The organism is Agromyces bracchium, from assembly GCF_009709675.1.
Taxonomy (GTDB): Bacteria; Actinomycetota; Actinomycetes; order Actinomycetales; family Microbacteriaceae; genus Agromyces; species Agromyces bracchium.
Genome location: NZ_WMLB01000017.1, coordinates 217,956 through 244,282, shown reverse-complemented (window position 1 = coordinate 244,282; position 26,327 = coordinate 217,956). Strand labels below are relative to the sequence as shown.

Below are 26,327 nucleotides of genomic sequence, written 5' to 3'. Positions count from 1 at the left end.
AGGCCGCGAACGGGGCGCCGAGGAAGGCGACCGCCGTACGGATGGGCGACTGGATTCGCTGGATCATCATGGGGTCTCGCCTCCTCTCCTGTACCGTGCCCTGCCGTGATCGGCGGGGCCGAGTCACGACCATAGCGTCGTTCGCTCCTCACACGCAAGGGCAATTCCCGAATCCGCCCGAAATCAGTGCGAGCACTGACCGCGCGGGCGTGCGCGGAGACGACGACGGCCCCCATCCGTTGCGGATGGGGGCCGTCGGGAAACCGTGGGGGTCAGATCACGGGCGACGGTGCAGGACCCGAGTCGGATGCCGTGCCCGGCTCCTCGTCGGCGACCCAGAGCTCGTCGTCGGCGCGGAACGTCTGCCACACCGCGTAGGCCACACCCGCCGCCGCGATGACGCCCGCCCCGATCGCGAGGTAGGTGCCGACGCCGGGTCCCTGCTTGCGCTTGACCTCGGCGGCCGCACGCGGCGACACGCGCTCGAGCGCACGGCGCACCCGGGTGTCGTTGGCGATGTCGCCGATCGACAGCAGCGAGCCGAGCGCACTGCCGAGCGACCGCTCGACCTGGTCGCCCGCACTGCGCGCGTAGCCGCGTGCCTGGTCGAACCCGGGCCGGACGTAGGTCTGGTAGCCCGTGCGCACCCGCGGAACGACCTCCTCCTGCGTGAGCAGGTTGATCTGGCGGCTCGCCTCACGGGCGACCTTGCTCGCGTGGTCCAGCACATCCTGCTGGTTCCCCCACAGATCCTCTGCACTGCTGCGCAGTCGCTTGAGTTCCTTCCGGCGCTTGCGTGACAGGCTCATCTCGACCTCCATCGTTGTGCAGCGAACTCCTCCATCCTGCCACCGAACCGGCTGGATGTGGGGTGGGAAGGCCGGGGGTTGCCAGCCCCGTGCCGAATCGTGCATGAGAGAATCGTCGGTATGCCGAATCCCACCGCAGTCGCGACGATCACCACCAACCACGGCGACATCAAGGTCGACCTCTATGGCAACCACGCACCGAAGACCGTGAAGAACTTCGTCGGGCTCGCCACCGGCGAGATCGAGTGGACCCACCCGGCCACGGGCCAGACCACCACCGACCCGCTCTACGACGGCGTGGTGTTCCACCGGATCATCCCCGGCTTCATGATCCAGGGCGGCGACCCGCTCGGCCAGGGCATCGGCGGGCCGGGCTACCGCTTCGACGACGAGATCCACCCCGAGCTCGACTTCACCGAGCCCTACGTCCTCGCGATGGCCAACGCCGGCATCCAGGGCGGCAAGGGCACCAACGGCTCGCAGTTCTTCATCACGGTCGGCCCGACCACGTGGCTGCAGGGCAAGCACACGATCTTCGGCAAGGTGACGGATGCCGCGAGCCAGGCCGTCGTCGAGAAGCTGGCGTCGGTCCCGACCGACGGCCGCGACCGCCCGCTCGACGACGTCGTGATCGAGAAGATCACCGTCGAGCAGGCCTGAGCACGGCCCCCGACCCCCGGTGAGCGACCCGGCGCCCGAGCGCGCGAGCACCTGCTATCGGCATCCCGACCGGCAGAGCTTCGTGCTGTGCCAGCGCTGCGGCCGCACCATCTGCGGGGAGTGCCAGACTCCGGCGCCCGTCGGCGTCATCTGCCCTGAATGCATGCGCGAGCAGCGCGCGTCGGCACCGCGGACGAAGCCCGCGGTGCTGACGCGCGTCCGCTCCGCTGCGGGCCGGGGCGCCCCGGTGGTGACGTATTCCATCATCGGCATCACCCTGGCGGTCTACCTGCTGCAGCTGATCCCCGGGCTCGCCCTCACCGATCGACTGCTCTACGCGGGCGTCTACTCCCTGCCGTTCAACTTCGAGCCGTGGCGCATGATCACGTCGATGTTCGTGCACTCGACCGCGCTCATCTTCCACGTCGCGCTCAACATGTACACGCTGTGGATCTTCGGGCAGCTCCTCGAGAACGTGCTCGGGCGCTGGCGGTTCCTGGCGCTGTACCTCATCTCGGGTCTCGCCGGGTCGGTCGCGGTGCTGTGGCTCTCCGATCCGCGGACCGGCGTGGTCGGTGCCTCCGGCGCGATCTTCGGCCTCATGGGCGCGTTCCTCGTGATCCAGCGCCGTCTCGGTGGCAACGCGACGCAGTTGCTGATCCTCGTCGGCATCAACCTGGTGATCGGGTTCGTGCCCGGCTTCAACATCGCCTGGCAGGCGCACCTCGGCGGTCTCGTCGCCGGCGCGCTCATCGGGCTCATCTTCGTCGAGACGCGGAAGCGCGACCAGCGCACCCTTCAAGTGGTGCTGCTCGCTGCGCTCGTCGTATTGCTGCTGATCCTCAGCCTGCGGTTCTTCATCTTCCCGGTGTTCTAGGGCCATCGCCCGCTGCAGGCGGTCGGCGGGCGCGCCGGGGGACCATCCGCGCGCCCGCTTCGGCGACCGCGCGGGGCCATCGCGACACCTCTCTGCCCGGTCACTGTGGGCGGACGGCGAGGGTTATCCACAACACTGTCCACAGTTGGGGAGAGTTACACGGGTGTGATTCTGCACATCGTCCGGAATTCCGCGCTTTCCACCTCTCCACAGGGTGTGGAGTATGTGGAGAAACCTGTGGAAGGTGTGGATAACACTGTGCAGAGATGAGGAAAGCGGGGCGGATGCCGCAGCATCCGCCCCGCTTCGAGGTCGTTCAGGCCGGCGTCAGCGCCAGCGGGTGGTCATGAGGAAGCCGATGAAGGCGATGCCGAAGCCGACGAGGATGTTCCACGAACCGAGCGCGGCCACCGGGAGCGCACCCTGGCTCACGTAGAAGAGGATGATCCAGACCAGGCCGAGCAGCATGAAGCCGAACATGACGGGCTTGAACCAGACGGGATTCGGCGCGTCCTCGCCGCTCGGCTGCTCCGCGCGCGCGGGCTTCGAAGATTTCGTGCGTGCCATGCCGGAGATTCTACTGCACCGACTCCGGCCTTCCATCCGGGCTTCCGCACCCGCGCGGGGCACTGCGGTCGGCACGGGCCGGCGGCCCAATAGACTCGCGCACATGCCGACGGATGCCGCGACGCCTGCCCCGCGTCGGCGCCGGGTCGGCGTGGTCGGGGTCCTCGGAGAACTCCTGCTGACCGCCGGCGCGCTCGTGCTGCTCCTCCTCGGCTGGCAGCTGTGGTGGAACGACGCGATCACGGGCGCGCAGCAGTCGGCCGCGGCATCCGACCTCTCGTCCGACTGGTTGGAGCAGGCGCGAATCGACGGCGATCGCGGGCGCGCGGCCACCGACGCCGCGACCGGTGCCGTAGATGCCGACGGCGAGCCCTCGATCGGCACCGCCGCGCCGTCGTACGGTGAAGCGTTCGCCGTGATGTACGTGCCACGTTTCGGCGGCGAGTCGCAACGGACCATCGCCGAGGGCACCGGCCTCGACGTGCTGAACCGCGTCGACCTGGGGGTCGGCCACTACGAGGGCACGCAGATGCCCGGTGCGGTGGGCAACTTCGCGATCGCCGCCCATCGCAGCGCCTACGGCGGCGGGATGCACGAGATCGAGCAGCTGCGTCTCGGCGACGGCATCTTCATCCAGACCGCCGACGCGTGGTACACCTACCGGTTCCGCGACCTGGAGTACGTCCCGCCCGACACGGTCGGGGTGCTCGCGCCGGTGCCGCACCATCCCGAGCTCACGCCGACCGACCGCATCATCACGCTGACGAGCTGCAATCCGCTCTACTCGACCGCCGAGCGCATCATCGCGTACGGCGTGCTCGAGTCGTGGAGTCCGACCTCTGAGGGCCCTCCCGAGGAGATCGCCGCCGCCGTCTCGGAATGGGGGCGATGAGCGTGTACGCGGCCTTGTGGCGTATCCTGCCGGGACCGGTCTGGTTCCGCGTCATCCTCGTGCTGGCCATCCTCACCGGCGTGATCTTCGTCCTGTTCACCTGGGTGTTCCCGTGGGTGGACGGGATCGTGAACCCAATCGACGTCACGGTGGAGCAATGACCCGGATCCTCGTCATCGACAACTACGACAGCTTCGTCTACACCCTCAACGGGTACCTTCAGGAGCTCGGCGCGGAGACCGAGGTCGTGCGCAACGACGACATCCCGGTCGACGAGGTCGCCGAGCGCATCGCGGAGTACGACGCCGTGCTCATCTCACCGGGCCCGGGCAAGCCCGCCGATGCGGGCGTCTCGATCCCGGTCGTCGAGGCCGCACTCGCCTCCGGCCAGCCGATCCTCGGCGTGTGCCTCGGACACCAGGCGATCGCCGAGGCGTTCGGCGCCGTGGTGACGAACGCCGAGGAGCTCATGCACGGCAAGACCTCGAAGGTCGTGCACGACGACAGCCCGTTCTACGACGGGGTGCCGCAGCACTTCACGGCGACGCGGTACCACTCGCTCGCGGTCGTCGACGGCACCGTGCCCGACGACCTCGTGGTCACGAGCCGCACCGAGGGCGGGGTCATCATGGGGCTGCGCCACGCGACCGCGCCGATCCTCGGCGTCCAGTTCCACCCCGAGTCGGTGCTCACCGAGGGCGGCTACCGGATGCTCGGCAACTGGCTCGCGACCGCCGGACTGCCCGAGGCGCGCGAGCGCGCGCAGTCGCTCAACCCGCTGGTGCGAGCGAGCTGACGGCTCAGCCCGCGCAGTAGGCCAGCTCGACCTCGGACTTCTGAGGCACGTCGCCCGGTGCCGGCGACTGCCGGATGACCGGCGAACCCGGTTGCGACGCGCAACTGGCGTCGGGAACGGGTACCGGCGTCAACTGGAGCGACGACGTGCCGAGGTACGAGGACGCCGCCTGAAGCGACTGCCCGCTGAGATCGGGCAGGGTCACGTTGCCAGACGAGATCGTGAAGTTGACGCTGCTGCCCTGGTCCACCGACGATCCGCCCTCGGGGTCGGTCGAGATGACGACCCCCGCGCCGACGGTCGGCGAGTTCTGCCGTGTCTCGGATCCGGGCGTGAGGCCGGCGTCGGTGATCGTCGTCTTCGCCTGGTCGAGCTGCATGTTGACGACGTCCGGGACCGAGACCGCCTCGCGTCCCGTGGACACGAAGACGCTGACGGGCGTGCCGGTGTCGACGATCTCGCCGGCCGCGGGCTCGGTCTCGATGACCTCACCTGCTGGCACCGTGTCGCTCACCCGATCCATCCGGGTCGGCGGCAGCGTGAGCGACTGCAGCTCATTGGCCGCCTCATCCCACGTCGAGCCCGTCAGCTGCGGGACCTCGCGGGCGTTCGACGGCAGCGTGTCGGCCGGCTGCAGGTTGAACGCCCAGTACATGACGGCGACGACGATGACGACGACCGCGATGATGCCCGACCAGATCCAGATCGCCGGCGGGCGACGTTGCGTGCGCGTCATCGTGTCGTCTTCGGTGAGCTGGCGAAGCGCCAGCTCGGAGGTGGAGAGCGAACCCGTGGGCGCTCCGAAGAACAGCGCCGTCTCCTCCGTCTTCTTCGGCACGGGGATCCGGCCGGATGCCGCGGCCTCGACGTCGGCGCGGAACTCCGCCGCCGTCTGGTACCGGGTCGTCCGGTCCTTCGCGAGGGCGTGCAGGACGACGGCGTCGAGTGCGGGCGAGACCTTCGGGTTGATCACGCTCGGCTTGACCGGTCGTTCGCTGACGTGCTGGTAGGCGACCGCGACCGGGGTGTCACCGCGGAACGGCGGACGCCCAGTGAGGAGCTCGAAGAGGACCACACCGGTGCTGTACAGGTCGGTGCGCGCGTCGACGGTCTCGCCCTTGGCCTGCTCCGGTGAGAAGTACGAGGCCGTGCCGAGGATCGCGGTGGTCTGGGCGACGGTGGTCGCGGAGTCGGACACGGCGCGGGCGATCCCGAAGTCCATGACCTTCACCTGGCCGCCGGTCGTGATCATGATGTTGCCCGGCTTGATGTCGCGGTGCACGACGCCGGCCCGGTGCGAGTACTCGAGCGCGGTCAGCACGCCGTCGATCACCCGAGCGGCGGCGGTCGGGTCGAGCGGACCGTCGTGGATGATGTCCTTGAGGAGTCGCCCCTCGACGAACTCCATCACGATGAAGGGCAGTTGGACCTCGTGCCCCGACGCGTCGATCACGGTCTCCTCGCCCGCGTCGAACACGCGGACGATCGTCGGATGCGCCATCCGCGCGGCCGACTGGGCCTCCTGCCGGAACCGCATGCGGAAGGCCGGATCGGTCGCGAGCTGCGGCTTCAGCAGCTTGATCGCGACCTGCCGCCCGAGCCTGGTGTCGGTGCCGACGTGGACGTCGGACATGCCGCCGCGCCCGATGAGCGCACCCACGCGGTACCGGCCCGCGAGCATGCGATCTTCATCGTTCACGGTGTCTCCGTTTCGTGTAGGGCTCGTTCCGGGGATGCTAGGGCTGGATCGTGACCGGTGCCGCTGGCGAGAACGGCGAGTCGAGCTGACCGCAGAAGTACCGGTAGGTGACCTCGAAGTCCTGGTTCCCCGCCTGCACGTTGACGTTCGTCGTTCCGGCGCCGACGGGGCTCGGTGCGGTCGCGTCGTTCGTGACGGCCACCTCGTACCCGCTCAGCTGCTGGCCGGACGGGCAGCTGGCTGCGGGCCAGCTGACCTGGACGATGCCGCCCGCGGTGACATCCGCCGGGTTCACCGTCGGCGCGTTCGCCGGCGCGCTCGGGGTCTCGGGGGCGCCGAGGTAGGTCACCGTGATGGTCGAGCCGATCGTGACCGGTCCGCTCGGGTTCACGTCGGAGACGGTGTTCGCCTGGTCGGGCGTCGTGGCGGGCGCGCCCTCCTGCGTGCTCACGACGAATCCGAGCCCTTCGAGCTCGCCCCGGACCTCATCGACGTTCCGCCCGATGTACGCGGCGCGGTCGACCTGCTCGGTGGTCGGCGCCGCCGTAGTCGTCTCGGGCGGGGGCGCGCTCGACGAGGTGGGCGGTGCCGAGGACGTCGACGGCGGGCCGCTCGACGTGGTCGCCGCGGGCTGGTTGCCGCTGTTCAGCGCGAGCGCGATGATCGTGCCGATCAGCACCAGCGCGAGCAGGATGATGAGCACGATGAGCGGCCACGTCCACGGGCTGCGCTTGCGCTCGACCGGCTGCTCCTCCTCCTCGCCCTCGGGCACTCCCGCTCCCGCGGGCAGCACCGTCGTCGCGGCGGTGTTCGCGCCCGCCTGCGGCATCAGCATCGTCGCCGCGGTCATGCCGGCCGCGGCGCCGAGCACCGCTGGGACGGCCGCAGCGGCCGCCTGGACGTCGCCACGGCGCAGCGCGGTGGCCGCTCGCGCGAGGTGCGCCGCCGTCTGCGGACGGTCGGCGGGATTCTTCGCGATGCACGAGTAGACGAGGTTCCGCACCGGTTCGGAGACCGTGACGGGCAGGTCGGGCGGGGTCTCGTTGATCTGCGCCATCGCGATGGCGACCTGCGACTCGCCCGTGAACGGACGGCGGCCCGCGAGGCACTCGTAGGCCACGATGCCGAGCGAGTAGATGTCGGTCGTCGGGGACGCCGGGTGACCCGAGGCCTGCTCCGGCGAGAGGTACTGCACCGTGCCCATGACCTGGCCGGTCGCGGTGAGCGGCACCTGGTCGGCGATCCGCGCGATGCCGAAGTCGGTGATCTTGACGCGGCCGTCGGGCGTGATGAGGAGGTTGCCCGGCTTGATGTCGCGGTGCACGAGGCCCGCGGCGTGCGCGGCCTGCAGTGCAGCGGCCGTCTGCGCGACGATGTCGAGGACCTTGTCGGTCGAGAGCACGTGCTCGCGCTCGAGGATCGTCGAGAGCGCCTCGCCGGGGACGAGCTCCATCACGAGGTAGGCGCTGCCCTCCTCCTCGCCGTAGTCGAAGACGTTCGCGATGCCCTCGTGGTTCACGAGCGCGGCGTGGCGGGCCTCGGCGCGGAAGCGCTCGAGGAAGCCCGGGTCGCCGAGGTATTCGTCCTTGAGGATCTTCAGCGCCACCTGGCGGCCGATGACGAGGTCGGTGGCCTGCCACACTTCGCCCATGCCGCCGATGGCGATCCGGGACTGCAGCTCGTACCGTCCACCGAAGGTGAGCCCAGCACTCGGTCTCATTTGTTCAGCACCGCCTCTAGTACCTGTTTCGCCAATGGCGCGGCAATCAGATTGCCGAACCCCTCCTGACCAAGCCCTCCGCCGTCTTCCACGAGCACCGTGATCGCATACTGAGGGTCGTCGGCGGGGGCAAAACCTGTGAACCACAAGGTGTAGGGATCGTCCTCGCCGTTCTCCGCTGTACCCGTCTTACCGGCCACGCTGACGCCGTCTATTCTTGCATTACTCGCGGCGCCGTTCTCGACGCCGTTGACCATCATCTCGGTCATCGTCCGGGCCGTGGACTCGCTGATCGCGCGGCCGAACTGCGAGGCGTCGAACTCCTCGATCGGGCGGAAGTCGGGTGCCGTGATCGACTCGACGAGGTCGGGATCCATCACGATGCCGCCGTTCGCGATCGCCGCCGAGACCATGGCCATCTGCATCGGGGTCGCCCGCACGTCGCCCTGGCCGAAGCCGGTCAGCGCCGTCTGCGGCTCGTCCGGGTTCTCCGGGTAGGTGCTCGTCTCGGTGGGGTTCGGGATCGCGAAGTCGGAGTTGAAGCCGAACTTCTCGGCCTGCGCACGGATCGCGTCGTCGCCGAGCTCGAGGGCGAGTTCGGCGAACGGGATGTTGCACGAGAGCCGCAGCGCGGTCGCGAGGGTCACCTCGGACCCGCCGCCGCACGAGCCGCCGCTGGAATTGCGCACGACCGAGCTCGTCCCGGGCAGCGTGAACTCGGCGGGGTTCGGGAAGGTGCTGTCGGGCGTGTACTGGCCGGACTCGAGCGCGGCCGCCGTCATCACGAGCTTGAACACCGATCCGGGCGGGTTCATGTCGCCGCCGGTCGCCCGGTTGAAGAGCGGGTCGCCCGGGTCCTCGACGAGGTTCTGGTAGGTCTGGTCGACCTCCTCGCCGTTGTGCACGGCGAGCGTGTTCGGGTCGTAGGTGGGCTTCGTCACCATCGCGATGATGCGCCCGCTGCTCGGCTGGGTCACGATGATGGCGCCCGTGTAGTCGCCGAGGGCGTCCCATGCCGCTCGCTGGGCCACCGGGTCGATCGTGACCTCGACGGAGGCGCCCATCGGGTCCTGGCCGGAGATGAGCCGGTTCAGCGAGTCGAAGAACTGCGACTCCGAGGTGCCGCTGAGCTCGGCGTTCAGTGATCCCTCGAGCCCCGTCGCCTCGCCGTTGACCGGGATGAAGCCGGTGACGGGGGCGTACAGCGGGCCGTCGGCGTAGATCCGCTGGAACTTGTAGTCGTCGTCGGACGGCTCGGAGAACGCGATCGGCTCGCCCCCGACGAGGATCGGGCCCCGCTCGACCGAGTAGCTCTGGTACAGCGTCCGCGCGTTGCGCGGATCGGCGGCGAGGTTGTCGGCCTGCACGTACTGGATGATCGTCGAGGCGACGAAGAGCGTGAGGAACATGAGGAGGGAGACGATCGTCACCCGCTTGAGTTCGCGGTTCATCCGTCGATCACCAGCCTCGGGTGGTTGCGGACCGTGTCGGAGAGCCGGAGCAGGAGCGCGACGATGATCCAGTTGGCGACGAGCGACGAGCCGCCGGCCGCGAGGAAGGGCGTCGTGAGGCCGGTGAGCGGGATGACGCGGGTCACGCCGCCGACGACGATGAAGACCTGGAGGGCCACGACGAACGAGAGCCCGACGCCGAGGAGCTTGCCGAAGTCGTCCTGCCCGGCGAACCCGATGCGGAAGCCGCGCGCCACGAAGAGCACGTAGAGCGCGAGGATCGCGAAGAGGCCGGCGAGCCCGAGCTCCTCGCCGAGGCTCGCGATGATGTAGTCGGACTGCGGGACCGGCGTGAGGTCGGGTCGGCCCTGGCCGAGTCCGGTGCCGATGAGTCCGCCGTTGGCGAGCCCGAACAGACCCTGCACGAGCTGGAACGAGCCGCCCTGCGCGTCGTACACGGCGGGGTCGAACGCGTTCAGCCAGTTCTGGAAGCGCCCGTTGACGTAGTCGAGCGTCTGGCTGGCGATGATCGCGCCCGCGAAGAACAGGCTGAGCCCGAGCACGACCCACGAGAGCCGGCTCGTCGCGACGTAGAGCATCACGAGGAAGAGCCCGAAGTAGAGCAGGGCGGTGCCGAGGTCGCGCTGGAAGACGATGACCGCCATCGACAGGGCCCAGACGACCAGCAGCGGCCCGAGGTCGCGCCCGCGCGGGAACCGCATGCCGAGGAACGTGCGGCCCACCATCGAGAGCGAATCGCGGTTGCGCACGAGGTAGCCGGCGAAGAACACCGCGAGGGCGATCTTCGCGATCTCGCCGGGCTGGAACGTGACGAGGTCGCCGATGCCGATCCAGACGCGCGCGCCGCCCCTCGTCTGGCCGAGGCCCGGCACGAGCGGCAGCAGCAGGAGGACGATCGCGATGAGCCCGGAGAGATAGGTGTAGCGGAACAGCATGCGGTGGTTGCGGATCAGCAGGATGGTCGCGAGCGCGGCGGCGATCGCGATCACGCTCCAGACGATCTGGCGGACGGCCGCGCTGTCCCACCCGGCGTCGCCGTAGGCGATGTCGATGCGGTAGATCATGGCGATGCCGAGTCCGTTCAGGACCGTCGCGATCGGCAGGAGGAACGGGTCGGCGTCGCGCGCCACGAAGCGCATCGCGATGTGCAGTCCGAACACCAGCGCGGAGAGCCCCGCGCCGAGCAGCACGAGCTGCGTGTCCACGCGACCGAGGGCGCCGAGCTGCACGAGCACGATCGCGCCGGCGTTGATCACGCACGCCACGATGAGCAGGCCGAGCTCGAGGTTCCGCAGCTTCTGCGGCATGCGGATGCGGCGCACGCTCCCCGTCGCGGGGGCGCGCTCGGGTGCGCGTGCCGCGCCTCGGTCAGTCAACGGACTCCTCCAATCGGTCCACGATGCGCATGGCCTCCTCGAGCGTGCCCGCGGTGATCGTCTGCTCGACCCGTTGCTGGTCGTAGGCCTTCAGGTCGGCGATGTCGACGGGTGTCTCGGAGTGGAGGCGGTGCAGGGAGATCGGGCCGAGATCCTGCTGGATGCCCTGGTAGATCGCGACGCGGCCGTTGTACTCGCCGACGTAGTACCGCGTCTGGGTCCACTGGTAGCCGAGCGTGGTGACCGTGACGATCGCGCCGACGAGCAGCGCGATCCAGACGCCCCACATGATGCGCCGACGCCTCCGCCGGCGCTCGTCCTCCTCGATCAGCTCGTCGAAGTACTCCTCCGAGTCGGGCTCGAAGTGCGTCTCCTGCACCGGGTGCGGTCGGAACGGCGTGAGGCGGATGCCGGGGCGGCGCGCCGGCTCGGGCGCCGTGCCGAAGGCGAGGGGCGCGGCGGCCGAGCCCACGATGAGCGGCGGCGTGTCGGGGGCGGGCGGATCGCCGATGTCGACGACCACGACCGTGACGTTGTCGGGGGCGCCGCCGTCGAGCGACGCCTTCACGAGTCGGTCGGCGACCTGCTTCGCACCGGCGTCCGCCGAGAGCATCTCGTGGATGTCGTCGAACGAGACGACGCCCGAGAGCCCGTCGGAGCACATCATCCACCGGTCGCCCGGGTGGGTGTCGATCACCATGGTGTCGATCTCAGGGGATGCCTCGACGTCGCCGAGGACGCGCATGAGCACCGAGCGCCGCGGGTGGACCATGGCCTCCTCGGCCGTGATGCGACCGGCATCGACGAGTCGCTGGACGAAGGTGTGGTCGGTGGAGACCTGGCTGAGTTCGCCCGAACGGAAGAGGTAGACGCGGGAGTCGCCGATGTGGGCGATGACGACGCGGTCCTGCTGCACGAGCATCGCGCTCGTCGTGGTGCCCATGCCGGTGAGCTCGGAGTGCTCGGCGACCGTCTCCTCGAGGTTGCGGTTCGCCGAGAGGAGCGCGGATTCGAGGGCCGCCGCGGCATCCGCCGACGAGTCGTAGTCGGCGTCGGCCTCGGCGATGCGGCGCGTCGCGATCGCACTCGCGACGTCGCCGCCGGCGTGGCCGCCCATGCCGTCGGCGACGAGGAACAGTCGGCGGCCGGCGTAGCCCGAGTCCTGGTTGCTCGCGCGGACCCGACCGACGTGCGAGACCGCCGCGCTCGCCTTGACGCTGGCCATGGGCTACCGCCGCAGCTCGAACGTCGTCGCTCCGACCTTGACGGTGGCTCCGAGCGGGATGGGCGTGGGCACGGTGACTCGGGAGCCGTTGAGGAACGTGCCGTTCGTGGAGTCGAGGTCCTGGATCATCCAGCGACCGTTCCAGAGCATGAGGCGGGCGTGGTGGGTCGACGTGTAGTCGTCGCGGATGATGATCGCCGAGTCGCTCGAACGGCCGATCGTGATCTCGTCGCGCCCGAGCGGGAACTCGGCGCCGGACTTCGCGCCGGACGTGATGACGAGCCGCGAGGCGTTCTCGGCGGTCGCATCGCCACCACCGCCCGACGGCACCGGCGCCGGCTTGGAGACCGCGGCGGTCGGGGCGGTCGCGTTCGCCGCCGGGGCGGGGCCGGGCGCTGCGCCGGCGGCCGCGGCATCCGGCTGCAGCTTGCGCACGCGCTGGCCGAACAGGTCGCTGCGCAGCGCGTAGACGATGGCGAACACGAACACCCACAGCAGCAGCAGGAAGCCGAGCTGCAGGACGAGCAGCGTGAGTTCACTCATCGCTCGGGCCCCCAGAACCCGCCGCCGTCGCGACGCTCTGCGGCCGGATCGACGCGGCGGGCGGCCGCGGTGTCGGTGGGGTCGGCTTGGGCGAGCACCCGGAACACGATACGCGAGCGGCCGATCGTGATGACCGAATCGGGCTCGAGCACCGACTCCTTCACGGGCCGCCCATCGAGCTGCGTGCCGTTCGTGGAGCCGAGGTCGCGCACGCGGGCGCGCTGGCCGTCCCACTGGACCTCGGCGTGGCGGCGCGAGGCGCCGGAGTCGTCGAGCGTGAGATCGGCCTCGCTGCCGCGCCCGATGACCGTGCGGCCCTTGAGGATCGGATGGCGGCGGCCGTCGACGTCGAGCACGGGCGTCCAGGCGACGCGGCCCTTCACGTTCTGCGACTCGACCTGCACCATGCCCTCCGAGAGGCCCGGGTCGGGATGCAGCACGATCGAGATGCCGCCGGCGAACTGGAACCGCTGGTTCGCCGCGTGCTTCTGCACGAGATCGGTGAGCTCGTCGATGAGCGCCGGACCGAGGGAGTCCATCCGCTGGTGGTCGGCGGGCGACATCCGCACGATGAAGCGATTCGGCACCAGCACGCGGTCGCGCGAGACGACGGCGGCCTTCGTGTCGATCTCGCGCTTCAGCGCGGCGGTGATCTCCACGGGCTGCAGCCCCGAGCGGAAGGTCTTCGCGAACGCGCCGTTGACCGCGCGCTCGAGACCCTTCTCGAAGTTGTCCAGTAGGCCCACAGGTCTCCCGTCCGGTGCGTTTTCGACTCACATGCTAACCGCAGCCCGTGCGAACCCGCCGGGCCACGGGCGGAACGATGCGGTTCCGAGAGCTTCGACTCAATCGAAGATCGCGGCCTGCTCCTCCTCGTCGACGTCGAGCGACAGCGTCGGGATCGACGCCGTGAGCAGGGTGCCGTCGGCCCGGCGCGCGCCGCGGACGTTCTGCATCGTCGGCGCCCCGACGCGACGTGCGCCGTGCCCGTCGAGCGGGACGACGACCGGGGCGTCGGCCGTCACGACGACCTCGTTCCCGCGGACCCCGAGCACCAGCTCGGCATCGGGCCCGCCGGTCTCGAGCCGGAACCGGATCGCGTCCTCGGTCAGGTCGACCCGAACGCGCGTTCCGCGGATCGTCAGCTTGAACGACAGGCGCTCCCAGCCGTCGGGAAGCCGGGGATCGAACGTGAAGCGCCCGTTGTGGTCGCGGAATCCACCGAAACCGGACACCAGGCCCGCCCACACGCCGCCGGTCGACGCCACGTGCACGCCGTCGGCGGCGTTGTGGTGCAGGTCGGCGAGGTCGACGAACAGGGCCGACCGGAAGTACCGGAGCGCGAGCTCGTGGTACCCGACCTCGGACGCGATGATCGACTGCACGACCGCCGACAGCGTCGAGTCGCCCGTCGTGAGCGGGTCGTAGTACTCGAAGTCGGCGAGCTTCTCCTCGGTCGTGAACCGGTCGCCCTGCAGGTAGAGGGCGAGCACGACGTCGGCCTGCTTCAGCACCTGGAAGCGGTAGATGACGAGCGGGTGGTAGTGCAGCAGCAGCGGGAGCCGGTTGTCGGGCGTGTGCTCGAGGTCCCACAGTTCCTTCTCGAGGAACGCGGCGTCCTGCGGGTGCACGCCGAGCTTCTCGTCGAACGGGATGTGCATGTGCGCGGCGGCGCGGCGCCATCCGGCCACCTCGGCGGGCGTCACGCCGAGCCGTTCGATGAGCTTCTTGTGCGCGTGCGGGTCGAGCACCTGCAGGTCGTCGACGGCGGATGCCGCGGCCGCGAGGTTCGCGCGCGCCATGACGTTCGTGTACAGGTTGTCGTTCACGACGGTCGTGTACTCGTCGGGACCGGTGACCCCGTGGATGTGGAACACGTCGTCGGCGTTCGTGCGCCAGAACCCGAGGTCCTCCCACATGCGCGCCGTCTCGACGAGGATGTCGATCGCCCCGCGCGCGAGGAAGTCCTCGTCGCCGGTCGCGGCCACGTACTGCGTGAGCGCATAGGAGATGTCGGCGTCGATGTGGTACTGCGCGGTCCCCGCCGCGTAGTACGCGCTCGATTCGAGCCCGTTGATGGTCCGCCACGGGAAGAGGGCCCCGTGCTGGTTCATCTCCAGCGCGCGGGCGCGGGCGGGCTCCAGCATCCGCTGCCGGAAGCGCAGCACGTTGCGCGCCACGATCGGCGCGGTGTAGCTGAGGAACGGCATGACGTAGATCTCGGAGTCCCAGAAGTAGTGCCCGCCGTAGCCGGAGCCCGAGACGCCCTTCGCGGCGACGCCGCCGCCGTCGGTGCGAGCCGTCGCCTGGACGAGCTGGAACAGGTTCCACCTGGTCGCCTGCTGCAACTCGGGCTGGCCGGAGATCTCGACGTCGGAGCGTGCCCAGAAGTCCTCGAGCCACGAGCGCTGCTGGGCGAACAGCTCGGCGACGCCGATCTCGGCGCCGCGGTCGAGCGTGCGCTCGCAGCGGTCGACGAGCTCGCGCGCCGGCACCTTCCGGGCCGTGTGGTAGCTGATGAGCTTGGTGATGCGGATAGGCACGCCCTGTCGCGCGCGGACGCGGTAGATGTGCTTGGCGAGGTCGTCGCCGATCGAGCCGCTCTCGCTGAACTCGTTGTCGGTCGTGATCGAGTGCTGCGCGCCGACCGCGATCGCCATCTTGGAATTCGTCGTCTGGTAGCCGAGGACGTAGCGGCCGTCCTCCGACTTCTTCTGCACACGCGGCTGCAGCACGCGCTCGGTGAACGTCTCGGCCTTGCGAGGGTCGAACGCGCCCGGCGCCTCGGTGACGCCGCTGCGGTACTCGTCGCGCCCGTCCTGCCGGTTCAGCAGCTGGCTCGAGATCGTGACCGCGGCATCCGCATCGAGCATCTCGACCTCGTAGTCGATGACGCCGAGGTGCCGGTCGGTGAAGCTCGCCATGCGCCGGCTCGTGATGAGCACGCGCTTGCCCGACGGGGTGCGCCACTCGATGCGGCGGCTCACCACGCCGAGCCGGAAGTCGAGCCGGCGCTCGTACCCCATGATCTCGGCCTCGGTGATGACGAGCGGCTCATCGTCGACGTAGAGGCGGATGACCTTGGCATCCGGAGCGTTCACGATCGTCTGCCCGACGCGCGCGAACCCGAACGCCTCCTCGGCGTGGCGGATCGGCCAGGTCTCGTGGAACCCGTTGATGAACGTGCCGTGCACGTGGCCGTCGCGGCCCTCCTCGACGTTGCCGCGGAGGCCGAGGTAGCCGTTGCCGACCGCGAACAGCGTCTCGGTGCGGCCCATGTCGTCGCTGCCGAACTCGGTCTCGACGAGCGCCCACTCGTCGACGGGGAAGATCGTGCGGTTCAGCGGATCGGTGTCGGCGAACCTCATGCGCGGTCCTCCTCTTCTGCAACGGCGGATGCGCCGGGGGTGGGGGTCTGCGGGTCGGCCGCGTCGTTGAGAATGGCGGAGGTCTCGCCGGCGCGCTCGAGCGCCGGGATCAGCTCGTCGAGCTCGTCGACGATCACGTCGGCCCCGAGTTCGGTGAGCGCCTCGCGTCCGACCCCGCGGTCGACGCCCACGACGAGCGCGAACGGCCCGCTCGCGCCGGCCTTCACGCCGGACTCGGCGTCCTCGATCACGGCGCACTCCTCGGGTGCGAGGCCCAGCAGTTCGGCCGCGCGCTCGAACATGTCGGGCGCCGGCTTGCCCACGATGCCCTCGCGTGCCGCGACGGCGCCGTCGACGACGACCTCGAAGCGCTCGGCGAGCCCGGCGGCCTCGAGCACCGCGGGCGCGTTCTTCGAGCTCGACACCACCGCGACATCCCCGCCCGCACGCTCGATCGCGTCGAGCAGCGCGACGCTCGCGGGGTACGGCTCGACGCCCTCCTCGGCGAGGGTCGCGTTGAAGGCCTCGTTCTTGCGGTTGCCGAGCCCGTGCACGGTCTCCTCCGTCGGCGCGTCGGAGACCTCGCCCTCGGGCAGGCGGATGCCGCGGCTCTCGAGCAGCGACCGGACCCCGTCGTAGCGCGGCTTGCCGTCGATGTAGGCGAAGTAGTCGGCGTCGCGATACGGCTCCGCACCCTGCGCCTCGAGGAACGGCGCGAACAGCCGCGCCCACGCGTGCATGTGGACGACCGCCGTCGGCGTCAGCACCCCGTCGAGGTCGAACAGCCAGCCGCGGATGCCGCCGAGGTCGACGTCGTGCGGATCGACGGGCGCATGCGCGTCGCGAGGGTGGGTCACGGGCGATCCTTTCAATCAGGGGTGTCGGTCGGGCGCCGGTGCCGTGGTGCAAGGGTATGCCCGTGGTCGGCGGCGGCGCGAGATGCGGCGTCGGTTCTGAGCGGATGCCAAGGGTGCCCGTCACCCGTTCGGCTCGCCGTTTCCGGCCCGCGTGCGGCCCCCGGCCGCGGCATCCGCTCGATTCGGGTGCACCGACCACCTGTGTTAGTCTCGGTTGGCTGGTTCGCACCTCGTGCGAAGCGGTATGCGCAAGTGGCGGAATAGGCAGACGCGCACGGTTCAGGTCCGTGTGCCCGTGAGGGCGTGGGGGTTCAACTCCCCCCTTGCGCACCAGAGGAACGGCTCGATCCCGGATGGGATCGGGCCGTTTTCGCATCTAGCCCGCGCGCTGCTCGTGGATGGCGGTGCTGAAGCTCGACCCGTTGAGCTCGAGGTAGGCGTGCCGCTCGGTGATCGAGAGCGTCATCGTGTTCCGGCGCTCGAGCACCGCCGCGACGTCGTCGACGAATCCGGGGTCGAAGCTGACCAGCGGGATCTCCTCGGCGCGATGGATCTTCTTCCCAGCCCACGCCGCGGCGACCTTCGCCGGATCGCGGTGCGTGTAGACGGCGACGCGATCGGCGAGCCTGGCGCCGCGGTGCAGCCGTTCGGCATCCGGGGCGCCGACCTCGATCCACGCCGTCACGCGTCCGGTGAGGTCGCGGACGAGCACGGCGGGCTCGTCGGTGGCGGCGATCCCCTCGCTGAAGTCGATGCCCTCCTCGTACTCCAGGCAGTAGGCGAGCAGGCGGGTCACCATGAACGCGTCCGTCTCGGAGGGGTGGCGCGCCACGCGGAGCGTCGGGTTCTCGTAGACGCCGCGGTCGACGTCCGCGAGTTGCACGTCGAACGTGTGGATCGTCGCACCGAGGGCCATGGTCCACGAGCCTACGGGCACTAGGCTGCGGGGCATGCGCCGGGTCCTCCGCTCGTTCGTCCTTCCGGGGCTGGGCGCGATCGCGGTGCTCGCGGCGGCGGGCCGGGCGGTACGGCTCGTCGGCGGCGACGATCCCGCCGAGGACCGCGCGGTGCGCGCGCTCCAGGCCGCGTCCGGCCATCGGCCGGACGACGACGGCGCGGGCGACGCGCCGGAGGGCACGGCCGAACCGCGCGGGCCGCTCGACCGGATCACCGCACCGCTCTCGTGGTACTCGGGCGTGCCGCAGACGATCGCGAACGGGGCCGTCTGGTGCGCCGTGACCTGGGTGCTGACGCGCAACCCGCGCGCCGCGGTCGCGCCCGCCGCGGCGCTCGCGCTCGAGACCGCCTGTTTCGTGGCATCCGCCGCGCTCGTGGGTCGGCCGCGTCCGCAGGGCGTGTGGCGGCCCGAGCCGCCGCACGCGACCTCCTCGTTCCCGTCGGGCCACACCGCGGCATCCGTCGCCCTGCACACCACGCTCGCCGACCTGCTCGACCGGTACGGAGTCCGCGGCGCGCGGGCGCTCGGGCCGCTGCTCCGATACGGGATTCCGGGGGCCATCGCGTTCTCGCGCATCCACCGCGGGCAGCACCACATCTCGGACACGGTCGCCGGCCTGCTGCTCGGCCGCTGGAGCGCCGGAGTCGTGCGGCGGGAGCTCCTCTGAGGTCGTCGGGGACACGAGTGTCCGGACCGTGATGCGAACGATATTCGCGGGACCTAACCTGTTCACATGGCACCCGTTCCGCGGCGCACGGCCGCTCGACCCGCGATCACGTCGACGTCTCGCCGGGGGGTTCGCGGCGGGCTCGCGGTGACCGTCGTCGCCGCGCTGACCTTCGCCCTGAGCGCCTGCACGTTCGGCCAGGACGACGTCGACACCGGCCCGATCGACGGCGGGGACTTCGCCGACGACGGCTGCACGAGCGTCGTCGTCGCGACCTCGTCGGAGAAGGTCAACATGCTCGACGCCCTGGCCGCCGCCTTCAAGGAGTCACCGGAGCACGCGGGGCTCGACGAGTGCGCGACGGTGCGGCCGGTCAACGTGTCGTCGGGCGACGCGACGCGGTTCCTCACCGCGGGCGGCGACTGGCCCGACGAGGACGCGCGGCGCTGGCCGACCCTCTGGTCGCCCGCCTCGACCGTGTGGACGGAGCGGGTCGCGGCCGCGGCATCCGCTTCGCTCGTCGGCGAACCCGTGTCGTTCACCCACACGCCGATCATCTTCGCGATGCCCGAGACGATGGCGAAGGCCCTCGGGTGGCCCGACGCCGAGATCGGCATCTCCGACCTCGAAGCGCTGTGCGCCGACCCCGACGGGTGGAGCAGCGCCGGCAAGCCGATCTGGGGCTCGTTCAAGATCTCGAAGACCAACCCGAACACGTCGACCACGGGCCTGTCGGCGATCCTGATGCAGTCGTACGAGGCATCCGGCAAGACGTCCGACCTCACCGCAGCGGATGTCGCGGGCGCTGAGGAGTTCTCGCGGGTGTTCGAGGAGTGCGTGATCCACTACGGCGACACGACGGGCAAGGTGCTCACGACGCTGTACGACGAGACGCAGAACGGCGCCGGCGGCTCCGGCTACGTCTCGGCCGTGGCGCTCGAGGAGACCTCGATGCTCAACTACAACCAGGGCAACCCCGACTCGCACACGGTGCAGCCCGGCGAGACGCTGACGCCGCCGAAGGAGAAGCTCGTCGCGATCTATCCGTCGGGCGGGTCGATGTGGTCGGACAACCCCATCACCGTGCTCGGCGCCGACTGGGTGACCGACGTCCAGCGCACCGCCGGGGCGGCGTTCGTCGACTTCCTCGCCACCGAGCCGGCCCAGCGCATCCTGCCCGAGTACGGGTTCCGGCCGCTCGACGAGTCGGTGCCGCTCGGCGACCTCTTCACCGAGCAGTACGGCGTCGACCCCGCCGGCCCGGCGATCACGCTGCCCCGGCCGGCCGTCGACGTCGTCTCGGCGGCGCTGGACCAGTGGACGCAGATCCGGAAGCCCTCGTCGGTGCTCGAGCTCATCGACGTGTCCGGCTCGATGGACGACCCCATCGGCGACGGGCGGTCGAAGCTCGACGGCGCGATCGAGGGGGCGCAGGCGACGCTCGGACACTTCCGCGGCACCGACGAGGTCGGCATGTGGGCGTTCACGACGGGCGTGGACTCCTCGGCGGGGGAGAACCTCCTCGTGCTGCGCGACGTCTCGGCGCTCGGATCCGACCGCGAGACGCTGAGCGCGTCGATCGACGATCTGCGCTACGCGAACCGCGAGGGCACGCCGCTGTACGACGCGATCGCGGTCGCGTACGACGAGATGGTCGCGCGCGCGGAGCCCGGTCGCATCAACGCGATCGTCGTGCTCTCCGACGGGCAGGACACCGACTCGTCGATCTCGATCGACTCGCTGATCGCGAAGATCGGCGGAACCTCCCGCGAGGGCGGTGACGCGGCCCCGGTGCGGATCTTCCCGATCGCGTACGGCGAGGGCGCCGACACGGGCTCGTTGCAGCGGATCGCCGAGGCGACCGGCGGCCAGTGGTTCGACGCCTCGGATGCCGCGAAGATCGACCTCGTGTTCGCGTCGGTCATCAACAACTTCTAGGGGCGTCGGATGGGTGGCCTGATGAACGCCGCGGCGGACGGATACGTCGACGACGCGTCCGACGCGCTGCAGTCGACCCCGGTCTACGTCTCGTCGGAGGTGGACGGGGCATCGGCGCTGCAGGACGCGCTGCTGGCGCAGGTCGGCGACGACTCGATCGCCGTCGCCGTGTTCTCGGACAACGCCGCGCTCGAGGCATCCGGACCCGAGATCGTGACGCAACTCGCCGAGACGACCGGCTACGACACGATCATCGTCGCCGTCGGCGACGACCTGTCGGCCGGGTCGCGCGTGCTCGACGCGGGCGAGGCGATGCAGATCGCGAACGAGGCGGAATCCGGCGCCGGCAGCCTCGACGTCGCGCTCACCGAGACGGTGCAGGGCGTGCAGGCCGCCGACGAGCCGGCACCGCTCGTCGGTGGCGGCGACGGAGGGGCCGGCATCGGACCGATCCTCGGGCTCGTGATCGGCGCGGCGGTGCTCGTCGCCGCGGCCGGCGCGGTGTTCGGGGTGGTCCGGGCGCGTCGGCGCCGTGGGCGCGGTGCGGTCGACGCGAAGCTCCCGGAACCGATCCGCCGGCACGTGGCCAACCTGCGGTCGCTCGCTGCCGAGTACGCGCAGGTCGGTGCGCGCGGCAACGCCGTCGCCGCGCAGACCGCGAACGACATGATGGGCATCGCCGAGAACGTCGAGGAGCTGTTCGTCCGGCTCGATCGCGCGGGCGGCGGGGCGGGCGCCGGACAGCGCGGCATCGCCGCCATCGAGTACGACGACACGCTCCGCAAGCTCACCGCCGCGCTCGACCGCGACTACCTGCTCGACATCCTCACCCACCCGCACCTCTGGGACGACCCCGAGGAGCGCGTGCGGGAGGTGCGCGAGGCCGTCGTCGCGGTGTCGGGCGAGCTCGTGCAGAACATCAAGCAGGTGAACGCCCGTCGGGGGCTGCACTTCCAGGTGTCGCTCGACGGCCTCATCGGCGGCCGAAAGGAGCTGCAGGAGTGGGAGCGAGCCTTCGAGCGCGCGTCGGGCGACGGCGCGGCGCGCGAGGGCGCGCCGGGCGCGCTTCCGTCAGCCGAGCGCGCGTCGGGCGCGCAGGAGGACGTCCCGCCGCGGTCCGGCGACTGACCCCCGACGCGCCTACTGCTTCCGGTACCGCGCCCGGAGCACGAGGTCGGGGTCGTGCTCCGCGTCGGGGGCGATGTCGATCGTGACCGTCGCGATCGTGCCGGTGAACTCGCCTCTCGGGGTGAGGTAGTCCTCGACGACCGGGTCGAGGCTGTCGCAGCCGATGTCCATGCCCTCGTCGAACGAGAACAGGCCGGGCACCGTCCGGTCGACGCGTCCGCTCCCGATCGGCTCGCCGTCGCAGAGGAGCGTGACCTCACCGCCCTTGCCTGCGCCGCCGCCGTCGTAGTCGAAGCGCATCTCGAGGACGTGCTCGCCGCCGCGTACCGGCGCCGCGCTCCGCACGGTGGACGTGTGCATGCCGACGAAGTTGTGGGCGTACCCGAGCAGGCCGTCGCGGAAGTACAGCGCCCATCCGCCGAAGCTCCCGCCCTGCGCGACGAGGGCGCCCTGTGCGGGACCATCCGTCGGCAGCGTCGCGACCGCCGTGACGGTGAACGAGCGGTTCTTCACGTTGAGCACCGTGTTCTCGTTCAACCGGGACATGCCCGGCCGCAGCGTGAGGCGCGTGCGTCCTCGCATCAGGTCGGGCCGGCCGGCGACGACCGGGTCGAACCGCTCGCGCTGCCGGTCGTCGATCGGGAGCACGTTGTACTTCGCCCCCTCGATCAGGAACCGCTGCTGCAGTTCCGCGAGCTTGTCCGGTTGCTCCGCCGCGAGGTCGTGCGCCTGGGTCCAGTCATCCGGTCCGTAGAGCTCCCACGTGTCATCCGCCAGCGCCGGGACGACGTCGTCGGGGTCGGGCCACGGCAGCCAGTGCTGCGTGACCGCGGTCCAGCCGTCGTGGTAGATCCCGCGGTTGCCGCCGATCTCGAAGTACTGGGTATGGTGGCGTTCCGCCGCCGCCGAGTCGTCGACGGCGTACTTGAAGCTCACGCCCTCGAGGGCCCTCTGCGGGACGCCGTTGACCTGCGCCGGCTCGGGCAGGCCCGCGTACTCGAGGATCGTCGGCACGATGTCGATGACGTGCGTGAACTGCGAGCGCCGTTCGCCCGCGGGAACGCGTCCGGGGTAGCGGACGATCATGCCGGTGCGCGTGCCGCCCCAGTGCGATGCGACGATCTTGCTCCACTGGTACGGGGTGTTCATCGCGTGCGCCCAGCCCGACGGCATGTGGTTGAACGCCTTGGGGCCGCCGATGTCGTCGAGCCTCGGCGTGATGTCGGCCGTCGTCATGAGGACGTTGTTCTGGTACGCCATCTCGTTGAACGTGCCGTAGGCGCCCGCCTCGGCCGACGCCCCGTTGTCGCCGAGGATGTAGAACACGAGCGTGTCGTCGAGGACCCCCTGCTCCTCGAGCGCGTCGAGCAGCCGCCCGACCTGCTCGTCGGTGTGCGTCGCCATCGCCGCGTACGCCTCGAACAGCCTCGTTCCGACGAGACGGTCGTCGTCCTCCAGGTCGTCCCACGCGGGGATCTTCTCGTTCGGCGCCGTCAGCTCTGCGTCGGGCGGGATGACGCCGAGTTCGCGCTGACGTTCGAACGTGAGCTCGCGCTCGCGGTCGTAGCCGTGGTCGAACCGGCCGCGGACCGCGTCGAGGTAGCGCTTCGGGACGTGGTGCGGCGCGTGGGTCGCACCGAAGGACAGATACGTGAACCACGGCTTGTCCGGCGTGAGCGCGTCGAGCCCGCCGAGCCACGCGATCGCCTGGTCGACGAGGTCCTCCGAGAGGTGATACCCCTCCTCGGGCGTACGCGGCGGTTCGATCGGCCGGGTGCCGTCGACGAGCGCCGGGACCCACTGGTGGGTGTCGCCGCCGATGAAGCCGTAGAACTTCTCGAACCCCTCGCCGGTCGGCCACCGGTCGAACGGACCAGAGGGACTGGTCTCCCACGGGGGCGTCTGATGGTGCTTGCCGAACATGCCGGTCGAATAGCCGTTCATCCGCAGCACCTGCCCGAGCGTGGCGCAGTCGTCGGGACGCACGCCCGTGTAGCCCGGGAAGGAGGTCGCCACCTCGGCGAGGGCCCCCATCTCGGCGGTGTGGTGGTTCCGCCCCGTCAGCAGCGCCTGGCGCGTCGGGGAGCAGAGTGCGGTCGTGTGGAAGCGCGTGAACCGCGTGCCCTCGGCGGCGACCCGTTCCGCGACCGGCATCTCGCACGGGCCGCCGAATGCACTGCTCGCGCCGAACCCCATGTCGTCGATCAGGATGATCAGCACGTTCGGCGCTCCGGCTGGGGGTCGAAGCGGTGCCGCCGGTGCGGGCTTCGTCGCGTCTCGTGCATCGACCGGGGTGTCGGCCGCAGCACGCGCCCACCCGATCGGGAGGCGGTACCGGTCCGGCCCCTCCGACTCGTCGAATGCCATGGTTGCGCTCCTCACCGACCCGGGGCCCGAGTCGCGCGCGACCGGGCTGAGATCGTTCCCCCGAACGACGCGCCTCGAGACGAGCGCGTCGCTTTCGATCCTGTCATCCCGGCGCGACGGCGTGGGCGAGGCTGGTCCGACCGGACCCGGCTCTCGCGGGGCGATCACTCGAGCGGTGACCGCCAGCGGAGGCCCGGGAACCGGGCGAAGTCGCGATCGAGGCTGACCCAGGTCGCGCCGGCCTCGATGGCGACGGCGGCGTGTGCGGCGTCGGCGACGAGGTTGCCGCGCGCGGAGCCGGTGCGGCAGAGGTCGACGAAGATCCGCCAGTGCCGGGCGCCCGGGGCGACGCGATGGACGCCGGGGGCCTCCTGCAGCGTCTCCGCCTGTTCGAGCGCGGTCTCGAGCGGAGTCGGGTCGACGAAGACGCGCGGGTGCGTGACGACGCGGACGAACCCGGCGAGCACGGCGTCGGTCAGGCCGAGCGCCTCGGGCCCGGCGACGGTCGACTCGAGCCAGGCGCGCAGCCGGTCGTGGTCGGGGGAGTCGGTGCGATGGGCGCCGACCAGCACGTTCACGTCGGGGATGAGCATGCGCTCACCGCTCCATCCGATCGAGGAGTTCTGCGGAGTCGGCGAGGTCGACGCCGGGGCGGAGCCCTGTTCCCTCGAACGGAACCACGGCGAACGGCCGCCCCTCCACCCGTGAGTCGAGGCGATCGAGATGCTCGCGAAGCGCCTGCTCGAGGAACGACGTGAACGTCAGGCCCTCGGCCCTCGCGCGCTCCCGGACCGCGCGAGCGAACTCGTCGGGGAGGATGATCGTGGTGCGCATATGCCTGAGCATACGCACATATGCACCGATATGCGATAATCTGCGACGGATGCCGCGGCGGCGGCGGTCATCGACGGGGCCGCGGGTCCGGTAGGCTCATCCAGCCGGTCGGAAGATCGGCACCGGAGCGGCGGAGCCGTCTCCATGCGGATGTAGCGCAGTTGGTAGCGCGTCACCTTGCCAAGGTGAAGGTCGCGGGTTCGAACCCCGTCATCCGCTCCACGTCAAGGCCCCCTCGCATCACCGTCCTTCGCGACCATGCTGAGTCGATCGTCGATCGCGCCGTCTAGTCTGGGGCGCGTCGGCACGCACGCGAACGAGGAGCGAGGTGCGCATGGGACCGATCCGACGGATGGCCGGCATCGCGTTGATCGCCGCGGCCGGCCTCGGCCTGGCCGGGTGCACGGAACCCCCTGCTCCGCCGACGGCGAGCGACCCCGCGACATCCGCCGCCGACCTGGCCGATGCGGCCGCCTACTGCGAGGAGCAGGGCGGCGAGGTGCAGCAGCGTCAGCCGGCCTGGGGTACGAACCTCGACGAGGCGGACTGGGTGCCGCTCGGCGACCCGGTCGCCGTGTGCCGGTTCCAGACGCTCGACGACGACGCCGACTCGCGGATCTACGTCGACCTCGTCACCCTCACCTCCGACGAGCCGACGCTCGCCGCGCTCGCCTACCTGTCGCGGACCGAGATCCCGGACGATCCGCCCGGGAACCCGGCATCCGCCCTCTGCGCGTCGCTCGGCGGCACGACGAGCTTCGGCGCGACCGCCGACGGCGGCGGCCTCACCGCGCCCGAGGATCCCGACGACCCGGTGGTCGCGCCATGCACGTTCGCAGACGGGTCGTTCATCGACGAATGGGGCATCGCGTACTACGCCGAGGGCACCGTGCGCGGCATCGACCTCGCGGGCGTCTTCAGCTTCGACCGGTCGACGCTGCCAGAGGTGTTCTGAGCAGCGTCCCAGCTTCGCGAGCGGCCGCGTGACGTACGCTCAGGGGGTATCGCCGAGGTGAGCAGGGAGGTGCGGATGCGTCGATTCCGAGCTGCAGCGCGCCCCGGGAGCCGATCCCTCCGATCGGCCCTGCTCGGTGCACTCCTGATGGGTGCGATCGCGCTCGGGCTCGTCGCGATGCACGACGTCGGCGGCGGGCACGGCGCACACTCCGCGCAGGCGTCGACGGCCGCGTCGATGCCGGCGACGGCGGGGGAGCACGCGGGCACGCACCACGATCCGATGTTCGCGGCCGACGCGATCGCGGTGGTTGCCGCATCCGCCGCGGCGCTGGTGCCTGCCGAATTCGCCGGGCCCGCGGCATCCGACGGCTCAGCGGGGTCGCTCCTCCTCGACTGCGCGGTCGCCGTCGCGTGCGCGCTCACGCTCGCGTTCGCCGCGGTGCTCGCGCTCGCCGCCGGCCCAGGCGCCCTCGGTCGGCTCCGCGTGATCATGCAGGCACCGACGACGAGCGGATGCCTCGCGCCGCTCGCCCGGCTCCGACCCGACCTCCACGCACTCTCGATCAGCCGGACCTGAGTCGGGCGATGTCCGGGCCCCGCAACGCGCGGAGCCGTCG

Annotated in this window: 25 protein-coding genes and 2 tRNA genes; 12 read left to right on the top strand and 15 right to left on the bottom strand. The window is 70.6% G+C overall.

All coding sequences use genetic code 11. From position 1 onward, the window contains the following. Positions 1–272 precede the first annotated feature (272 nt). Positions 273–809 carry a hypothetical protein gene (locus tag GJ743_RS06550; protein WP_155051077.1) on the bottom strand — a complete coding sequence of 179 codons (537 nt, stop codon included), beginning with the start codon at positions 807–809 and terminating at the stop codon, positions 273–275. A 120-nt stretch (positions 810–929) separates the two neighbouring features. Here GJ743_RS06550 and GJ743_RS06545 point away from each other — a divergent pair, with 120 nt between their 5' ends. Further along, entirely contained in the window at positions 930–1,469 is a 540-nt protein-coding gene (locus GJ743_RS06545; RefSeq protein WP_154346077.1) for a peptidylprolyl isomerase, read from the top strand. A gap of 163 nt (positions 1,470–1,632) precedes the next feature. Next, the gene (locus GJ743_RS06540) at positions 1,633–2,346 is read left to right on the top strand and encodes a rhomboid family intramembrane serine protease (protein WP_230386558.1); all 714 of its coding nucleotides are present in this window, start codon (positions 1,633–1,635) and stop codon (positions 2,344–2,346) included. A gap of 327 nt (positions 2,347–2,673) precedes the next feature. On the opposite strand, the gene GJ743_RS06535 is transcribed toward GJ743_RS06540, so the two are convergent. Then, complete coding sequence (locus GJ743_RS06535) at positions 2,674–2,913, bottom strand: cell division protein CrgA (RefSeq protein ID WP_155051076.1); 240 nt, start codon at positions 2,911–2,913, stop codon at positions 2,674–2,676. Between the two features lie 103 nt (positions 2,914–3,016). Here GJ743_RS06535 and GJ743_RS06530 point away from each other — a divergent pair, with 103 nt between their 5' ends. From GJ743_RS06530 to GJ743_RS06525, 3 genes are read left to right on the top strand one after another with little or no spacing between them, the layout of a single operon-like run. Next, positions 3,017–3,805 (top strand): class E sortase, encoded by a 789-nt coding sequence (locus GJ743_RS06530; protein ID WP_196216937.1) that lies wholly within the window; start codon positions 3,017–3,019, stop codon positions 3,803–3,805. Beyond that, the gene (locus GJ743_RS19230; RefSeq protein ID WP_196216936.1) at positions 3,802–3,966 is read left to right on the top strand and encodes a hypothetical protein; all 165 of its coding nucleotides are present in this window, start codon (positions 3,802–3,804) and stop codon (positions 3,964–3,966) included. Before GJ743_RS06530 ends, GJ743_RS19230 begins: the two co-directional genes overlap by 4 nt. Continuing rightward, complete coding sequence (locus GJ743_RS06525; RefSeq protein WP_155051074.1) at positions 3,963–4,601, top strand: anthranilate synthase component II; 639 nt, start codon at positions 3,963–3,965, stop codon at positions 4,599–4,601. Before GJ743_RS19230 ends, GJ743_RS06525 begins: the two co-directional genes overlap by 4 nt. A gap of 4 nt (positions 4,602–4,605) precedes the next feature. Here GJ743_RS06525 and pknB read toward each other — a convergent pair whose 3' ends face one another. From pknB to GJ743_RS06480, 9 genes are all read right to left on the bottom strand, one after another. Then, positions 4,606–6,282: a Stk1 family PASTA domain-containing Ser/Thr kinase gene (gene pknB, locus GJ743_RS06520; RefSeq protein WP_155051149.1), complete on the bottom strand. Its 1,677-nt coding sequence runs from the start codon at positions 6,280–6,282 to the stop codon at positions 4,606–4,608. A gap of 55 nt (positions 6,283–6,337) precedes the next feature. Further along, positions 6,338–8,020 carry a serine/threonine-protein kinase gene (locus tag GJ743_RS06515; protein ID WP_155051073.1) on the bottom strand — a complete coding sequence of 561 codons (1,683 nt, stop codon included), beginning with the start codon at positions 8,018–8,020 and terminating at the stop codon, positions 6,338–6,340. Next, entirely contained in the window at positions 8,017–9,471 is a 1,455-nt protein-coding gene (locus GJ743_RS06510; RefSeq protein WP_155051072.1) for a peptidoglycan D,D-transpeptidase FtsI family protein, read from the bottom strand. The genes GJ743_RS06515 and GJ743_RS06510 overlap by 4 nt, the downstream gene beginning before the upstream one ends. Beyond that, positions 9,468–10,799 carry an FtsW/RodA/SpoVE family cell cycle protein gene (locus GJ743_RS06505; RefSeq protein ID WP_155051148.1) on the bottom strand — a complete coding sequence of 444 codons (1,332 nt, stop codon included), beginning with the start codon at positions 10,797–10,799 and terminating at the stop codon, positions 9,468–9,470. Before GJ743_RS06505 ends, GJ743_RS06510 begins: the two co-directional genes overlap by 4 nt. A gap of 61 nt (positions 10,800–10,860) precedes the next feature. After that, entirely contained in the window at positions 10,861–12,093 is a 1,233-nt protein-coding gene (locus GJ743_RS06500; RefSeq protein WP_155051071.1) for a PP2C family protein-serine/threonine phosphatase, read from the bottom strand. Positions 12,094–12,096: 3 nt separating this feature from the next. Further along, complete coding sequence (locus tag GJ743_RS06495; RefSeq protein ID WP_155051070.1) at positions 12,097–12,636, bottom strand: FHA domain-containing protein FhaB/FipA; 540 nt, start codon at positions 12,634–12,636, stop codon at positions 12,097–12,099. Beyond that, positions 12,633–13,382, bottom strand: a complete 750-nt coding sequence (locus GJ743_RS06490) for a DUF3662 and FHA domain-containing protein (protein ID WP_328288867.1) — start codon at positions 13,380–13,382, stop codon at positions 12,633–12,635. Before GJ743_RS06490 ends, GJ743_RS06495 begins: the two co-directional genes overlap by 4 nt. 99 nt (positions 13,383–13,481) lie before the next feature. After that, the gene (locus tag GJ743_RS06485; protein ID WP_155051069.1) at positions 13,482–16,004 is read right to left on the bottom strand and encodes a glycoside hydrolase family 65 protein; all 2,523 of its coding nucleotides are present in this window, start codon (positions 16,002–16,004) and stop codon (positions 13,482–13,484) included. Continuing rightward, positions 16,001–16,801 (bottom strand): HAD family hydrolase, encoded by an 801-nt coding sequence (locus tag GJ743_RS06480; protein WP_328288879.1) that lies wholly within the window; start codon positions 16,799–16,801, stop codon positions 16,001–16,003. The genes GJ743_RS06485 and GJ743_RS06480 overlap by 4 nt, the downstream gene beginning before the upstream one ends. 306 nt (positions 16,802–17,107) lie before the next feature. On the opposite strand from GJ743_RS06480, the gene GJ743_RS06475 reads away from it, so the two are divergent. After that, positions 17,108–17,194, top strand: a tRNA-Leu gene (locus tag GJ743_RS06475). Between the two features lie 43 nt (positions 17,195–17,237). Here GJ743_RS06475 and GJ743_RS06470 read toward each other — a convergent pair. Continuing rightward, positions 17,238–17,777, bottom strand: a complete 540-nt coding sequence (locus tag GJ743_RS06470) for a YaeQ family protein (protein ID WP_155051068.1) — start codon at positions 17,775–17,777, stop codon at positions 17,238–17,240. A gap of 34 nt (positions 17,778–17,811) precedes the next feature. Between GJ743_RS06470 and GJ743_RS06465 the strand changes: the two genes are divergently transcribed. From GJ743_RS06465 to GJ743_RS06455, 3 genes are all read left to right on the top strand, one after another. After that, positions 17,812–18,486 (top strand): phosphatase PAP2 family protein, encoded by a 675-nt coding sequence (locus tag GJ743_RS06465; protein WP_196216935.1) that lies wholly within the window; start codon positions 17,812–17,814, stop codon positions 18,484–18,486. A 66-nt stretch (positions 18,487–18,552) separates the two neighbouring features. Continuing rightward, a complete protein-coding gene (locus GJ743_RS06460; protein WP_155051066.1) occupies positions 18,553–20,424 on the top strand; it encodes a substrate-binding and vWA domain-containing protein in 1,872 nt (623 codons plus the stop codon). Positions 20,425–20,433: 9 nt separating this feature from the next. Continuing rightward, entirely contained in the window at positions 20,434–21,552 is a 1,119-nt protein-coding gene (locus GJ743_RS06455) for a hypothetical protein (RefSeq protein ID WP_155051065.1), read from the top strand. Between the two features lie 12 nt (positions 21,553–21,564). Here GJ743_RS06455 and GJ743_RS06450 read toward each other — a convergent pair whose 3' ends face one another. The 3 genes from GJ743_RS06450 to GJ743_RS06440 form a co-directional block, all read right to left on the bottom strand. Further along, a complete protein-coding gene (locus GJ743_RS06450; protein ID WP_155051064.1) occupies positions 21,565–23,919 on the bottom strand; it encodes an arylsulfatase in 2,355 nt (784 codons plus the stop codon). Between the two features lie 164 nt (positions 23,920–24,083). Further along, entirely contained in the window at positions 24,084–24,512 is a 429-nt protein-coding gene (locus GJ743_RS06445; RefSeq protein ID WP_155051063.1) for a TA system VapC family ribonuclease toxin, read from the bottom strand. 4 nt (positions 24,513–24,516) lie between these two features. Continuing rightward, complete coding sequence (locus GJ743_RS06440; RefSeq protein ID WP_155051062.1) at positions 24,517–24,753, bottom strand: ribbon-helix-helix protein, CopG family; 237 nt, start codon at positions 24,751–24,753, stop codon at positions 24,517–24,519. A gap of 146 nt (positions 24,754–24,899) precedes the next feature. Here GJ743_RS06440 and GJ743_RS06435 point away from each other — a divergent pair. From GJ743_RS06435 to GJ743_RS06425, 3 genes are all read left to right on the top strand, one after another. Continuing rightward, positions 24,900–24,975: transfer RNA gene (locus GJ743_RS06435), tRNA-Gly, on the top strand. Between the two features lie 112 nt (positions 24,976–25,087). Further along, positions 25,088–25,708, top strand: coding sequence for a DUF333 domain-containing protein (locus GJ743_RS06430; protein ID WP_155051061.1), 621 nt, complete (start codon positions 25,088–25,090; stop codon positions 25,706–25,708). 147 nt (positions 25,709–25,855) lie between these two features. Then, a complete protein-coding gene (locus GJ743_RS06425; protein WP_155051060.1) occupies positions 25,856–26,287 on the top strand; it encodes a hypothetical protein in 432 nt (143 codons plus the stop codon). The last annotated feature ends 40 nt before the right edge of the window (positions 26,288–26,327 follow it).